The organism is Haloplanus sp. XH21 (assembly GCF_023276355.1).
Lineage (GTDB): Archaea > Halobacteriota > Halobacteria > Halobacteriales > Haloferacaceae > Haloplanus > Haloplanus halobius.
On the sequence record NZ_JALLPL010000002.1, the window covers coordinates 34,191 to 47,777 of the forward strand.

The following is a 13,587-nucleotide window of genomic DNA, read 5'->3' on the forward strand; positions in this document are numbered from 1 at the left end:
GGCAGCGCTTAACCCACACTCTACGAAGGTGCGACTCCCCTCGTTCGCCAACCGGGAACTTCACCTGAATCACAAAAAATTAGACGTCGGAATTTGTATGGGTGAGTAATGAGCAGAGGTACCGTGGTTGACCTCTTTTGCGGCGCTGGTGGGGCTTCTCTCGGATTTCACCAGGCAGGGTTTGAAATAAGAGGTGCGGTTGACATCGACGAAGACGCACTCGACACGTACGAACGAAATCTCACGGACGAGGGAATAGTCGACTTTGAACCTCTGCAAGCAGATTTAGAGGAAACGACTTTCGACGAGATTCGCGACCACTTCGGCCTCGAAAAGGGAGAAGTAGACGTAATCTGTGGTTGCCCTCCGTGCCAGAATTTCAGCTCACTTAGAGACACTACGCCCTGGCCGGAGGACGAACCGAAGGACGACTTACTCCGGGCATTTGTTGAACGGATTCGGGAAGAAAAGCCCGATATCGTGTTCTTTGAGAACGTCCAAGGCATCCTCAGTTCGGGAGAGGGTGCCTATATCAAGTGGTTCCGAAATCAAATGGAGAAATTGACACGCGAAGAGGACACTGAAGAACAGGGCGGATACGGTGTGAACCTGAAACTCGTTAATGCCGCCAACTACGGGATTCCGCAACGGAGGAAGCGAACCATTGGCGTATGTGTGTACGGTGCGGACCCAGACGATATCGCAGTTCGGTCACCAACACACACAGAAAACCCGGATGAGGACGACGAACGAGAGCGATGGAGGTGGGTCCAAGATGCGATCGTTCGAGACGATCTGGAGAACTTGTCAAAGGGAGAAAAACAGGATGACGATCCAGCCCATCGAGCGAGGAATCATCGGCAGAAAACCATCGATCTAATGGAGGCAATCCCTGACGACGGAGGAAGCTGGATGGATCTCCGAGGAACCGAGCACGAGGATCTTATCCGAGAGTGCCATCAGAATATTGATTCAGGTGCTGGCTCAGCCTATGGAAGAATGGCGTGGAAAGAGCCAGCACCAACTCTTACGACGCGTTGCACGACCCCAAGTTGTGGCCGATTCACTCATCCCGAAGCTAACCGGAGTATAACTCCTCGTGAAGCTGCACTACTGATGACTTTTCCGAGAGAATTCGAACTACCTGATCGAATTAGCGCGGCCGAAAGGGTCGTAGGAAATGCTGTACCTCCGGATTTGGTGGAAGCGATGTTGTATAGTCCGTCAGTCGAGAGGATGTTTCCCAGTTGATCCGATTCCATAGAGACACTCTCTAGTGTCGGCGAATCTTTGCCGCACTCTTATCTGATCTATGTGTCACTGACGTAGCTGTCTTACAGTTTTTCTACCCCCTCGATGGGTGAGGGATTCGCCGTACTGGCGAATTCCCACTAAACTGGAGAGAACAATGGCAACGAGAGACATCTACGCGACTGGATTCGACGAAGACGTCTACACGGAGTCGAGCGCAAACCAGTGTCCCGAGTGCCACGGACACGTCACTACGAACGTCAAGGAAACGGTCTGTGAGGACTGTGGCCTCGTCATCGAAGAGCAACGTATCGATCACGGGCCAGAGTGGCGAGCATACGATGCAGACGAGCGCGAGCGAACAGGCGCACCGTTAACGGCGGCCCGCTACGATCGAGGCCTCTCGACGGAAATCGGCCACGGAACCGATGCACACGGGAACGAACTCTCTAGTCAGAAACGCCGGCGGCTGGCCCGGATGCGGCGCGAACAGACCCGTGGCCGGTGGCGGTCCAAAGCGGAACGGAATCTCGCACACGGGTTGGGCGAGGTACGCCGGCTGGCGAGTACGCTCGAACTCTCCGAGTCGATTCGTGACCAAGCCTGTCAGCTCTTCCGGAGCGCTCAGAGCGAGGATCTGCTTCGTGGCAGATCCATCGAAGCCATCGGTGCAGCGAGCATCTACGGTACCTGCCGATGTAACCAACACCCGCTCCTCCTCGAGGATGTCGTCGACGCCGCCAGAGTCGAGTCCACTCGTGTCACCAACGCCTACCGAACACTGAATCGCGAATTAGAGCTCCCAGCACCACCAATGCGCCCGACGTCGTTCGTTCCGCGGCTGATCTCGGAGCTGGAGTTAGACCACGACATTCGCCGCCGCGCGAACGAACTCGCAGAACACGCCGAAGGGACAGCCCTCACGAACGGCTGTCAGCCATCGGGCGTCGCGGCCGCCTGCGTCTATCTGGCCGCCCAAGAGCAGGGCGCGTTGATTACCCAATCCACCGTCGCGTCGGCAGCAGAGGTGTCAGTCGTGACGCTCCGAAGCCGGCGAGACGAACTCCAAGCGATGTGAGACGCATCCGGTGGAGGAGTACCTACATACCGGCAGAGAGTCTACCAGGGGGTATGGATCTGGAAGAGACTGTCGAGTATCTGTCGACAGAACTTGATATCGAGCGGAGTGAGCACGTTCGCGAGGTCGGTCGAGCGGTCGCTGAGCTCCGTGACTGACTCCGTCTCGGCCCGGATTTATTTCGTCGGCGCCGAATCCGTCCCCCGCATTTCCTCACCCTTGAGTTTAAATACCAAACCGGGGGAAACGCGGAGCGAATCGATGACGGACCGCAACTCAGACCGAGACGCGTTCCAACCTGTCGGGGAAGGCGCTCTGGTGCCGGACCCAGCGCTGGATCAGCCAGCAGACGGCCAGCCAACCCGCCAGCGTGAAGCCTCGCATTCGGGCGGATATCCGGACGGAACAACCGACACAGACCGAGCCTGTGTCTCCTGTGGCGCATCGATCCCGGAATCGCAACAAAAATGCCGGTTCTGTCTCGAACACGAACTCGACGCCGCCTCAGCGTCGGATGCTGCGAGTTCCGAGCAATCACTCCGTGGTGTGATCCACTTCCTCGTCGAATCCGGGACGTTCTATGGTGCTGTCGCGAAAGGGGCAGCTGCAGCGACACTTCTTACGTCAGGTCACGACGAGCCGATCGACGACTGTACGCTCATCTACGATCTCGACGACGAGCCCGCACCCCAGCTAACCGAACGGTGGCCTACGCTCCCCGCGGCCGCCGAGGTGACCTCAGCGGCCGGTGAGGCGTTGCTAACAGCGACCCGTGAGCGGACAGCGTGGGACGAGAGGAGCGATGGTTCTCAGACGGATATCCCACGCGTCTATGACGAGCGTGGCCAGGGAATTCGTGATGAGTCATCCCTCGAGCACGCTCTCGACCACGGCGACCAGCTGTGGATCGTCCCAGCAGTCGCTGTTGAAACAGTTCCTCGTGAAACGGAATCCACCAGTACCGGGGCCGATATTCCGACCGTGACAGCCCTCGAGTGCCAGCACTGTACGAGAGAAACAGAACATCGGTTCAGGACACGCGAGTCGCTCCCTGACGAGACCTGGACGGGCCAACCAATCTGGGAGTGCCAGGTGTGTGGCACAGGTCGCTACGGGCCTGCTCCCGAATAGGGCAGGAGGAATCTCGCCAATTCTGAGGAACGAACTGGCACCCTCTGCCCGATGAACAAAACGAAGGAAACGAACGTAACGAACAGAATGAATGAGTTGATGGCAACGAGTGAGTTTGCTTCAACGAGTGGAACGAACAGTTGGTTTTAACACCGTAGTAATCCTCTCACCGAGTGAAACACCCTCACCGAACGCACCGAACTAAACGACCAAAACGAACGAAACGAACATAACGAAAGGAACGAAGATAATGGCCGACACCAATACCGCACGAATCACGGTGGCGAATCAGAAGGGTGGCGCGGGGAAGACAACCGACGTCATTCATACTGGCGGCGCACTCGCCGCCCGAAACCACGACGTCCTCCTCGTCGATATCGACTACCACGGAGGGCTCACCTGCTCACTTGGCTACAACGATCTGTACTACGATACCGACCGTACAACGCTGTTCGACGTCCTCGACTTCGACCAGATGGAGTCGGTGAACGACATCATCGTCGAGCACCAGGAATTCGACATCCTCCCCGCCAGCGAGAAGCTCGCGAACAACAAGAACATCCAGACCCTGCTTGAGGCGCCGAAGAGTCGCGAGCGGCTGGAGATGACACTCGACGAGCTCGACAAGGACTACGACTACATCATCGTCGACACGCCGCCATCCCTGAACGTCCTCACCGACAACGCCCTCGTCGCGACTGGCAACGTCGTCATCCCCGTCATTCCCGAGAAGCTCAACGCCAACAGCCTCCAGATTTTCGCAAAGCAGCTGAGCTCTCTCGAACAGGCCTACGGAGACATCAATCGGCTCGCGATTGTCTGTAACCGTGTCGAGCAGAACGCCGAACACCGCGACACCATCGAGGAGATCAAGTCGGCATACTCCCTCCCGGTGTTCGAGATCCCGAAGCGGACCGACCTCTCTCAGTCGATTGGCGAGGGGGTGTCCGTCTTCGGCTTCGGTAAGGAGAACCAGCGTGTCGAAGACGCACGCGACCTGTTCAACGAGATCGCCGACCTATTCGACGAGACGTTTGAGAAGACCGCACCTGAGGGGGTGGAAGCATGAGCGACGGCTGGGGTGATGCTTCCGGCATCGAGGGCAACTACGAAGAGGAGGACGATGAGGCAGATTCCGGCGAAACGACTGAGGTGAGTGAAACGGTGGAAACCAGTTCATCGACCGAAACGACGGAATCGACTTCAACGAGTGAAACGAACGAAACGAGCAAAACGAAGACGAACATCAAGGACGAGTGGAACGGGCGGACGATCTACATTCCCGACGATGTCCTCGACGAGATGGAGGATACCTACCTCGAGTCCCAGCTGAAGCTCCGCAAGGCGGGGCAGGACGAGTTCAAGAAGAACCGCCACTTCTACCCGCTACTCGTCCAGTTCGGTATTGAGGCCCTCTCTGAGGCGGATGCTGAGGAAATCCAAGCTCGCCTTTCAGAACTCGGCGACGAGTGACCTCGTGCAGAGCACAGTTTCGGAGGATGAGCTAGTTTTTGGCCATGTCTCCGTCGCCTCGAGGTTCTACTCGGCGGTCGAGGGACGATATCGAACCGTCATGGACGTAACTAGCGGATAGACGTGGAAAATTGCGCGAGTTTTGGCGCTACAGAATAGTGTCGCCACTTTCGAGCAGCGGACTCAGCGGGGATTCAGCCGGTCAGTCGGGTGGGATCAACGCCGAGACGACGATCTCGACACATTCACCTGCGGTCAACACTGGTGCGTAGTCCATCTCGTCGTCGACGCCCGCTTTCAGCAGGAAGTCCGTGAGCCGCCAGATGTTGTACAGCAGCACGGCGAACACGAAATAGAACAATCGAACCCGATAGTCCTTCGAGGATGTCTTCGCGAGAAAATCGCCCTTGATGGACTTGTACTCGTTCTCAATCTGCCAGCGGCGGCTGTAGCGCCGACAGAACGTCTCGGCCTCATCCGGTCCTACTCGGAGATTCGTCGCGAAGACGGTCGTTCCCTCGCCGCTCGTCGACGGCACATACAAAAACCGCATCGGATGCGACCCAGCCTCCACATGGACGGACGCCGATTCAACAGCCACCTCTTGGTCATCCTCTTCTATCCGCTCTATCACCTCGCGTTCGGAGCTGGTGATGCGCTTTGGAATGAGGTAGTTCACGTCGAGATTCGAGAGTGTCTGAAACACCCGCATGGAATCGAACTCGCGGTCACAGAGCACCGTCTCGATGGGGACCTGTTCTTTCGCGCGTCGAACGAGTCGTCGCACAATACGATGAATTTGATTCGGTGGGTTCTCGTCCCACGCTGAACTCTCACGCACCGGCTCGACCGCCAGCACGAGCGGGATATTCCATCCGACAATCGAGAGTGTGGCGAATTTGAACGCCCGCCCCTCACCGTCTTTCGTCCCGCTCACCATCGGCATCTCCTCGACATCCCCGTAGTAGGGAATGGTCGTGATGTCGATCGCAACGGTCACTGGCCGGCGGAACGAGGCTTCCGAGGCGATGACCGAGAGCAACCGATCCGTCGTTTCATTAAATCCATCCACAAGTTCTTCGGATTCGAATTGCTTGACAGCGCGGAGATGAGTGTCTCCATGAGGTCCGTACTGTTCGCCTCGTCGATACTGGAAGCGCGCGGCTCCCTGGGCGGTGCCGCACCGAACCATCCCCATGAAGGTCTGCAACTCGAAGAATCGCGTGTCCTCGTAGGACGCGTTCGCGGCCCGGTCTGACTCGAAGTAGCCGAACGCGTGATCACGGGCGAGCCGCGTCGTCTGGATGATCTCGCTCTCTGAGAACGAGTCGTCCTCCGCTGCGTCCGCCTCTACTTGAGGCTCGTCAAGGATCTCTTCTTTGGAGCGCACTTCGGGCGCAGGAATATCGAAGTCGTGGACCTCTTTGACGACGAAATGAGCTGCGGTCTGCACGTATTCCTGGCAAGCGTCGTCAAATCGATTCCGCCACGCCCGCGAGAACGCCGATTCGTCGGGCACTCGACTAAACCCGAAGATCGTTGCCACTTCCGGTTGCCGGGTCAGTCTTCGTGCGAACTCGGCATACGAATCACCCGTAATCTCCATGAAAACGAACGAGAGAACCATCGCGCGAAAGGAGAGGGGAGCAGGATGCCACGACGGATACCCATCTTCAATCGAATCAACCGAATGGTCCAAATTCTCGACCGCGGTAACGAGATCGGTATGTTGGAGTTCGTTTCGGATGGCGATTCCAAGCTGGTACGCCTCACACAGATAGCGCATTCGCGGGCTCTCACTCGGATGTGAGCCGCTAGAGCCAGTCATACAAGGTAGTGTGGAAGTTTACAGAATCAACGCTTCGAGTGTGGTGAGGCGTTCAGTTGTGGAAATCTGTGACCAACCGCCACGACGAATCACTTGAGTAGCGGGTTTCCGATACCGGCAAAATACATTAGTGGCCCACGATATCGCTGAATCGAGGTCATTCACAATCGTGTCCTTGAGCCCGCCAGCTTCGTCGTAGATTGCAATCCAGACTGCCCTCTCACCATCATTACAAACGACTGGAGCAACAGGACTCTAATAGTTATAGCCAAATTTTGATCGTACACAAGGCCCATCCTCAATCCCTACGCATTTTCAGACATGAATCGTCGAACATTCCTACGAGACATCGCTACGGTTGGTAGCGTCGGTCTGATAGCTGGTTGCCTCGGTACAGGATATGCAGGAAGTGATCAACAGGACACCACCACTTCACCTAAAACGCCAAACTGTCCTACGTTTGGATCTGAAGTCGATAGGGTGGTTTGTGCGGATAGAGGATCAGCAGAGAATCAACCAGTGTATATCGAGTTGGACGAGCAAACCTTCACAGTCGTTACAACCAATCAGACGGTCGAAACTCTCGGTCTAACGCTCCGAAACCAATCGGATGATCCATTTGTTGTCAACCCTGGTGAGTGGGTGATTATGCGTCGGACAGAGAGTAACTGGAGTGAAAGTGCGTCAGGTGAACGTACCGAACAGCCGATTTCAATCGGTCCAGAATCAACTCACAGGTGGTCCCTCAGTCTGGCACCCCATCCGACACCCTATACTGAGGAGACGACATTTATTACGGCGAATCTTGAGGAGGAGACGTATATCTTCGCAGTTGTCGGGGAATTACAGAGTGGCGATCGACCCCGACGAATCGAATGTCAAGCGCAGTTCGAACTCGTTAAGAAGAAAACAACACGGACCTCTTCAGAGGGATGACGGACGACGACCGGCGACTCCTCCCATTTCGTCCCCTTCCGGAGTCGAATAATACCTCGGCGCGAGTTCTTGATCTAACCAGTGAAGACGCCGATCTCGTCTTTGACGCACTTTCGTCAACCACAGCCCGCCGTATTCTTGCAGCACTCCACAGCGAGCCAGCACCCCCGAGTGAGTTAGCCGACACTCTCGACTTGTCGCTTCAAAACGTCCACTATCACATTCGTAACTTACGGGATGCGGATCTCATCGAGGAGGTAGAAACAGGCTATTCTGAGAAAGGCGTCGAGATGTCGATCTACGCACCGACATCTGAACCGGTGGTATTCAGCGGGAGCACCTCTGACGAGCAGTCTGAGCTTCGAGAACTACTGGAACAGGTCGTCGGGGTGGTTGTCCTTTTTGGATTTTTGAGTGTCCTCGCTCAATGGGCGATCACGCACGAAATACCACTTGTCGAGCCGTCAGAACCAGTCAATCCGACACCGGTTCCGGGGCCGTTCAACCCTGGACCGCTTGTTCCGCCTGGGCTCATGTTTTTTGTCGGCGGGATAGCGATGCTCGTGATAATTGGTGGGTTGTGGTACTACCAGAGACGTCGAAGATAGCAACAGACAACCATTTAAATTTCCACAAATTAAATATTCTGAAAAAAGGCGCGCATCAAATCCATCCTCCGAGGTTGTGGTCGATGAAGACAGGTCGGGAAGGGGCACGCTCTAAGTTCGCCTCGTCGACGACTTCGGAAAGCACGAAGAAGGCTATTGTACCCGTACAGGGAACCAATGTCCACCACAATCACGGCTTACCGAGAACCGGCGGTCTGAATCCGAATCGACGGTATATGTCCGCTTGCGCTGAAAAACGGCTGATGCGAGCAACGACAGGTTCGTGCCATCTTCAAGATGTTCTCGCTTCTCGGGAAGGATTGCGGAAGAAAGCACTCATATTGGTTCCTATGGCGGGTTACGACCTGCGTTAAGTGGTTCATACGAGTCCATATGGTAGGCAACGCGCCAGAGTTTGAGGACCGCTCGGGTGACCAATTCTTCGGGAGACTGTGTAATACAGGACTCTTCGACCTCGTCGGGATCTGAACTGGCATCGGGCGGTGGATGATAGTGTTCTAATCCGGAGACGTGAACGTAGTCTCCTGCATGTGAGTGCTTTCCCCAGCGAAGATCCACCGCTTCCGTGTCCGTGTAGTGGAACTTGTACTCATCTCGGGTCGTCCACTGGATGTCAATTCGGGCCTCCTCGGCCGCACACAGCCCGCCGTCAAACACAACTTCAAGGGTAGATGGATGGAGGTAATCGTCGAGTTCAGCTGTCGCGAGCGGTTCCATCTTCTCAACGACGTCACGAATCGTCAGTAGCGCCGGCCGATCCGTAGCCCCGCGGAGAGTATGGAGTTCCGCTCGGTCAGGAGCATCCTGCATTGCTTAGGCAGGGATGCTGTCGTCAGTCGAGCGACGGTCACTGTCGACGAACTGCTCGGCGTTGCTGATCGAGAGGGCAGCGGTCGCGAACGCCAGATTCCGACGGAGCGTCTTCCACTCACGAATCGTCTCTGGGTCGACCTCGTCCTGTGGGGATCCGGTCTCGCTGAGGGCCTGGTTCGTCTGGTTGACCGCCAATTCTTCGGGAGAGTCGACACCGAATTCGGACCGATACTCGGTGAGCCGCTCACGCATCTCCTGGATTCGCGTGACGAGTTCGTCGGTCGAGACGTGGTCAAGGATGTCGGCAGCCTGTTCGACGACGAGTGATTCGGGTGAGCGACGATAGAGCGTGGCGCCCTGTTCGCCGGGTGTCGTCTCGACAAACCCCTCGTCAGCGAGTGTGTTCAGGTGCTTTCGGGCGGTCTTTGGAGCGGTTCGTGCATCGTCAGCTACCGAATCAGCGGAGACAGGATTGTACGTATGCGCAACGACGTGTCGAATGCGCTCGTAGGGTGTCGTTTCGGACTCCCATTCCTCGCCGACCGCTTCGTTGACATCTGCAAACTCCTCTGGTGGGTCTCGGTCATTCATATGACAACGCACGGTATGGAGGAATATAGTTCTTTGTCAAAATACCATATTCCTTTATCCGGAGGATAGTACACCGGCAAAATCCAGCCGAGCGAATTCATGCTGAGCTGGTGGTCTCTCTAACCGTCACCAGGAATACACAGCCATCGACCAGCCTTCCCAGCGCTAGCCGAGTGAAAAGACCACTACAGAACATCGGATAGATCTGGAGAACTGAGTTCAGTAGTGAGTTGCTGTTGCGTTTCGAGTCCGGTTTGAAACCGGGTGAGAAGTTCAGATTGATGGTCAGGACAAGCGAGAACTGCGACAGCACCGTCTTCAACCGGGATGATGGGCTGACGTGGATTGTGGGGTGCAAGGTGACAGCTTGGACACGCGATACCACCAGCAGGCCGGTGATCAAGGAGTTCCGCGGTAGCTTCCGTCGTGTACCCGCAGATAGAGGCGAACTGTGCCAGATGTTCATCACATCCGACGATCGGCATCGTTAGCTGGTCAAGCAACAGAAACGAGATGCTATGCCGATTAGGGGATCGAAGTGCAGTCTCACAGTTCTCGCAAGGAAACGGCGGAACGCCTTCATAGTGTTCTGGTTGATACCGCAAAGGTTCGTCAGAGTCCATCTTGAGTGTGACTCTGGATCCGTCTGCCAGACGGGTAAGTGATTGGACGGGCGATAGATCGAGAGTATTTAACCAACAATAGTCGGCATATGGCGGATCAGTTGGTTAAGAACGATAGATCGAACGATCTTGAATCGAGTTCGGAAACAGCGTTGCAATAGAGCTATTCAGGACTCACAACCGTTTCGCACACCGGGCACTCCGCCCAAATCCCGGTGCTCCCGTCGTCTTTCTCGTACTCGACCAATATCCACGCTGCAGAAATATCCTCTCCGCAGTCTGGACACCGGCCAAGCTCCGAGGTACCGTTGGTCATCAGGGGAGGGAAGGGAGCGTGTGACAGTCCCCCTTCCAATCAAAGGCGAGTTTTGCATCGGTGTATACTTTGTGTGGGATATCAGCCGCTGCTCTACTAGTTCTGTCGAAATTGTCGGTTGCACCCAATCAACAGTCACGATAGAGGCTAGATAGAATGGAGGGCAGGTGCCGAACAGTCCGGTCAACTGTATCCGGAACCGCCACGGATGTGTCAGGTGACTCGAGATGGTTACCACTGTGTCACGCGTTCACGAAAACAGAGATACCCGTCACGCCAATAGATATACATTAGCAAGAGAACGCCCCCGACGACAGCGAATAGTACGTGAACAAGTCCTTCCTCACCAATCCAGCGGACTGGACCGACGACGTCGAGCACGAAGATTTCGGGTGTCCGCTGTGAGACGCCGAGACCGAACACCGCACTCATGGTGAAATTGTAGCACAGATGAAAGCCGATCGGGAGGGACAGATCACCTGTGAGAACGTATGCACCACTCAAGAGCAGTCCGGCGAGTAAGTAGTAGCCATACTGACTGAGGTGGGTGACTTTCCCGGCATGCAAGGCGGCAAAGACGACGGTGCTGAGGAGGATAGCGATGCCGATAGCGGCCCGTCGGGGAAGGAATCCATCGGCACCTTCTGCGAGATTCTTCAACATCGTAGCTCGGAACACAAATTCTTCCCACGCTGCCGCAACAGCGATGAGGGCGAACGTCACGGCCATTGCTGGAAGGAATGGGACGACGCCCGGTGTCTCGGTGAATCCGACGATGGTCACCCACTCGACGGAGAGAGCGAACACGAAGGCACCGGTGTTGACTATCGTGACAATCACTCCGCCAGCAGCGAATGATCGCCACCATTGGCGATTGAGCGAGAAACCATACTCGGCGACCGACCTCCGGTCAACCAATCGCGCACTGGCAATCGCACCGACAGCAAGAATGAACACAAAACCGACGAGTTCGATCAACTCTACCCAAGGGTGGTCGAATCGGGAGCGAACGGTCGACTGAAGAAAGGCGAGCGCAAGGAATGTCGACACAAGTGGAAGAAACGCGCGCAGTGGTGCACGGAGGCGTCGTTGGTCGCGATTCCAGACGGGCCAGGTAAGCCACTGCCATCCCCGTCGCAGGGACGGTGGGATATCCCACGCTGCCGTTAGTAATGGGGGCATATCCAAACGGAGGGTCGTCATCGACGTGTCAACAGGTGATTGGCTTCCGACTCGGAAGTCGGTAGCCCGTTTTATTGGTCCCCGCTCGCTGGGCAACATATGGACGAGGACGGCGACGTCGAACTCCTCGCGTTGCTCGACGACGAGTACGCGCGTGCCATCCTCACCGAACTCACCACCGAACCGATGTCAGCATCCGAACTCTGTACGGCCTGTGAGATGTCCGATCCAACGGCCTACCGCCGTCTCGACCGACTCCAGTCGGTCGGCCTAGTGGCCGAACAGCAGGTGGTCGACCCCGACGGCAACCACTACAAGCGCTATGTCGCGACCGTCGAGGAAGTGACGGTCAGGTTTGCGGACGGTGCGTGTGAAGTCGACGTCACTCGCTCGTCAGCGGATCCATCCGACCGTTTCACCGATCTATTCGAGGGGTTGTCCTGAGATGTTGCGTGTGTTGCAATTGCGCGCGACAGCGTCTGAGCCACTGATAGCACTCGCCGTCGTCGTGCTATCATTACTCTCGATTGCGCTGTCGATCGTGATCGCCGTGGTGCTCGTTCGTGGCTATCGCCGTGGTCCGGGGCGTCGTGGGATGCTGTATCTCGCTTTCGGCCTCTTCCTGCTCACGACTGTTCCGGAACTTCTGCGAATCGGACTACCAACGGTTACGGGTGTCGGTACCGTTGGCCGGTCGGTCCTCGTGAGCGGCTGTGAACTGCTCGGCCTAGGTGCGATCTTATGGGCCGTCTATAGGGGTGGGTCGCGATGAGTATCCTCGCCGATCTCCTCTCCCCCGACGGAATCGCGCTGGTGTCACGAGCACTAACGGCCGTCATCGGTCTCTTCGTCGCGGCATTAGCCTATCGTGGATACCAGCGTAATGACGCGCCGAAGATGCGGTCGTTGGCGGTTGGGATCGGTCTCCTGACCACCGGTGTCTTCGTCGCGGTTACGGTGGCCAACCAACTGGATACCGGGACCGGCATCATTCTGCTCTCCCGTGGACTCGTAACTGTTACCGGTCTTTGTGCGGTGTTGTACGCCCTCATCTACGAGTGAACCTGGCTATCAGATAGACCAAATCAGGAGAAATCATCTCTTTGGTGGCCGGTGCAGAGACACGCCGGTGACCATTTATGAGTGGGCAGAAGCTTACGAATCTAGCTGCTGCGAGGTGTTCTCTCCCATGAAATCAAGACGCAGATAAGATGTCCCGTGCAGGTAGTTGTACGCTTCAACGACGACCTCCAGTATTGAGAGCCCCATCAGCGCTAACAGGAACGTGGTTTCGAACCCAGTAGAGACGTATGCGATGCCAAAGAGGAGCGTTGTATAGACTGCTGAAAGAGGGCGATAGAGCGGATGGGCTCGAACCGTGTTCAGCGTACTGCCGAGCAGAAACACGAACGTCATCCCGAAGAGCAGGGCAAGAGATGGTGGGATCTGCCGCTCGATGCCGAATACGAACCCACCAATTACGAGTAGGAAGACGACTGTAACGGTACCCCGGTACAGATTGATTCGATCGCGGAGCGAGCGGGAGGGCGGCATAGTCATAATTTCTCACGAGTCTAAATAAGGCTCTTGGAATTGACAACGAATACAGAATTACTAGTTTTCGGTTAGGCGACCCGTGTTCGATCCAGAACTGAATTCACGGCTCGGATACACGATTGATTCAGCTATCTCGAGGTAGATAGCAGTCAATAGAGACGATAGCGGGTGGATGGTTT

14 protein-coding genes are annotated in these 13,587 nt (G+C 56.1%); 8 read left to right on the forward strand and 6 right to left on the reverse strand.

The genetic code is table 11. From position 1 onward, the window contains the following. Window positions 1-108: 108 nt before the first annotated feature. From MXB53_RS13525 to MXB53_RS13545, 5 genes are all read left to right on the forward strand, one after another. Window positions 109-1,251: a DNA cytosine methyltransferase gene (locus tag MXB53_RS13525; RefSeq protein ID WP_248898140.1), complete on the forward strand. Its 1,143-nt coding sequence runs from the start codon at window positions 109-111 to the stop codon at window positions 1,249-1,251. A 157-nt stretch (window positions 1,252-1,408) separates the two neighbouring features. Continuing rightward, window positions 1,409-2,329 carry a transcription initiation factor IIB gene (locus MXB53_RS13530; RefSeq protein ID WP_248898141.1) on the forward strand — a complete coding sequence of 307 codons (921 nt, stop codon included), beginning with the start codon at window positions 1,409-1,411 and terminating at the stop codon, window positions 2,327-2,329. A gap of 261 nt (window positions 2,330-2,590) precedes the next feature. Further along, window positions 2,591-3,460: a biosurfactant protein 1 gene (locus tag MXB53_RS13535; protein ID WP_248898142.1), complete on the forward strand. Its 870-nt coding sequence runs from the start codon at window positions 2,591-2,593 to the stop codon at window positions 3,458-3,460. 250 nt (window positions 3,461-3,710) lie between these two features. Further along, window positions 3,711-4,529, forward strand: a complete 819-nt coding sequence (locus MXB53_RS13540) for a ParA family protein (protein ID WP_248898143.1) — start codon at window positions 3,711-3,713, stop codon at window positions 4,527-4,529. Beyond that, the gene (locus MXB53_RS13545; RefSeq protein ID WP_248898144.1) at window positions 4,526-4,933 is read left to right on the forward strand and encodes a DUF8160 family protein; all 408 of its coding nucleotides are present in this window, start codon (window positions 4,526-4,528) and stop codon (window positions 4,931-4,933) included. Before MXB53_RS13540 ends, MXB53_RS13545 begins: the two co-directional genes overlap by 4 nt. Before the next feature lie 202 nt (window positions 4,934-5,135). Here the strand turns inward: MXB53_RS13545 and MXB53_RS13550 are convergent, their stop codons facing one another. Beyond that, window positions 5,136-6,719 carry a transposase gene (locus tag MXB53_RS13550; RefSeq protein WP_248898359.1) on the reverse strand — a complete coding sequence of 528 codons (1,584 nt, stop codon included), beginning with the start codon at window positions 6,717-6,719 and terminating at the stop codon, window positions 5,136-5,138. 974 nt (window positions 6,720-7,693) lie between these two features. On the opposite strand from MXB53_RS13550, the gene MXB53_RS13555 reads away from it, so the two are divergent. Further along, window positions 7,694-8,305, forward strand: a complete 612-nt coding sequence (locus MXB53_RS13555) for an ArsR/SmtB family transcription factor (RefSeq protein ID WP_248898145.1) — start codon at window positions 7,694-7,696, stop codon at window positions 8,303-8,305. Window positions 8,306-8,653: 348 nt separating this feature from the next. On the opposite strand, the gene MXB53_RS13560 is transcribed toward MXB53_RS13555, so the two are convergent. The 4 genes from MXB53_RS13560 to MXB53_RS13570 form a co-directional block, all read right to left on the reverse strand. Further along, entirely contained in the window at window positions 8,654-9,136 is a 483-nt protein-coding gene (locus tag MXB53_RS13560; RefSeq protein ID WP_345779730.1) for a toxin-antitoxin system TumE family protein, read from the reverse strand. Between the two features lie 3 nt (window positions 9,137-9,139). Then, entirely contained in the window at window positions 9,140-9,730 is a 591-nt protein-coding gene (locus MXB53_RS13565; RefSeq protein ID WP_248898147.1) for a DUF7342 family protein, read from the reverse strand. A 786-nt stretch (window positions 9,731-10,516) separates the two neighbouring features. Next, window positions 10,517-10,669, reverse strand: coding sequence for a DUF7837 family putative zinc-binding protein (locus MXB53_RS16030; protein WP_486606377.1), 153 nt, complete (start codon window positions 10,667-10,669; stop codon window positions 10,517-10,519). 231 nt (window positions 10,670-10,900) lie between these two features. Next, window positions 10,901-11,647, reverse strand: coding sequence for a CPBP family glutamic-type intramembrane protease (locus MXB53_RS13570; RefSeq protein ID WP_248898148.1), 747 nt, complete (start codon window positions 11,645-11,647; stop codon window positions 10,901-10,903). A gap of 303 nt (window positions 11,648-11,950) precedes the next feature. Between MXB53_RS13570 and MXB53_RS13575 the strand changes: the two genes are divergently transcribed. Continuing rightward, on the forward strand, window positions 11,951-12,295 hold the full coding sequence (locus tag MXB53_RS13575; protein ID WP_248898149.1) for an ArsR/SmtB family transcription factor: 345 nt from the start codon (window positions 11,951-11,953) through the stop codon (window positions 12,293-12,295). A 324-nt stretch (window positions 12,296-12,619) separates the two neighbouring features. Continuing rightward, window positions 12,620-12,913, forward strand: coding sequence for a DUF7521 family protein (locus MXB53_RS13580; RefSeq protein WP_248898150.1), 294 nt, complete (start codon window positions 12,620-12,622; stop codon window positions 12,911-12,913). A gap of 93 nt (window positions 12,914-13,006) precedes the next feature. Here the strand turns inward: MXB53_RS13580 and MXB53_RS13585 are convergent, their stop codons facing one another. Then, window positions 13,007-13,405: a DUF8064 family membrane protein gene (locus MXB53_RS13585; protein WP_248898151.1), complete on the reverse strand. Its 399-nt coding sequence runs from the start codon at window positions 13,403-13,405 to the stop codon at window positions 13,007-13,009. Window positions 13,406-13,587: the final 182 nt, after the last annotated feature.

Excerpts from the sequence above, each read along its gene's own strand:
- MXB53_RS13525 (WP_248898140.1), top strand. The coding sequence starts at position 109 with ATGAGCAGAGGTACCGTGGTTGACCTCTTTTGCGGCGCTGGTGGGGCT.
- MXB53_RS13530 (WP_248898141.1), top strand. The coding sequence starts at position 1,409 with ATGGCAACGAGAGACATCTACGCGACTGGATTCGACGAAGACGTCTAC.
- MXB53_RS13535 (WP_248898142.1), top strand. The coding sequence starts at position 2,591 with ATGACGGACCGCAACTCAGACCGAGACGCGTTCCAACCTGTCGGGGAA.
- MXB53_RS13540 (WP_248898143.1), top strand. The coding sequence starts at position 3,711 with ATGGCCGACACCAATACCGCACGAATCACGGTGGCGAATCAGAAGGGT.
- MXB53_RS13545 (WP_248898144.1), top strand. The coding sequence starts at position 4,526 with ATGAGCGACGGCTGGGGTGATGCTTCCGGCATCGAGGGCAACTACGAA.
- MXB53_RS13550 (WP_248898359.1), bottom strand. The coding sequence starts at position 6,719 with ATGCGCTATCTGTGTGAGGCGTACCAGCTTGGAATCGCCATCCGAAAC.
- MXB53_RS13555 (WP_248898145.1), top strand. The coding sequence starts at position 7,694 with ATGACGGACGACGACCGGCGACTCCTCCCATTTCGTCCCCTTCCGGAG.
- MXB53_RS13560 (WP_345779730.1), bottom strand. The coding sequence starts at position 9,136 with ATGCAGGATGCTCCTGACCGAGCGGAACTCCATACTCTCCGCGGGGCT.
- MXB53_RS13565 (WP_248898147.1), bottom strand. The coding sequence starts at position 9,730 with ATGAATGACCGAGACCCACCAGAGGAGTTTGCAGATGTCAACGAAGCG.
- MXB53_RS16030 (WP_486606377.1), bottom strand. The coding sequence starts at position 10,669 with ATGACCAACGGTACCTCGGAGCTTGGCCGGTGTCCAGACTGCGGAGAG.
- MXB53_RS13575 (WP_248898149.1), top strand. The coding sequence starts at position 11,951 with ATGGACGAGGACGGCGACGTCGAACTCCTCGCGTTGCTCGACGACGAG.
- MXB53_RS13580 (WP_248898150.1), top strand. The coding sequence starts at position 12,620 with ATGAGTATCCTCGCCGATCTCCTCTCCCCCGACGGAATCGCGCTGGTG.
- MXB53_RS13585 (WP_248898151.1), bottom strand. The coding sequence starts at position 13,405 with ATGCCGCCCTCCCGCTCGCTCCGCGATCGAATCAATCTGTACCGGGGT.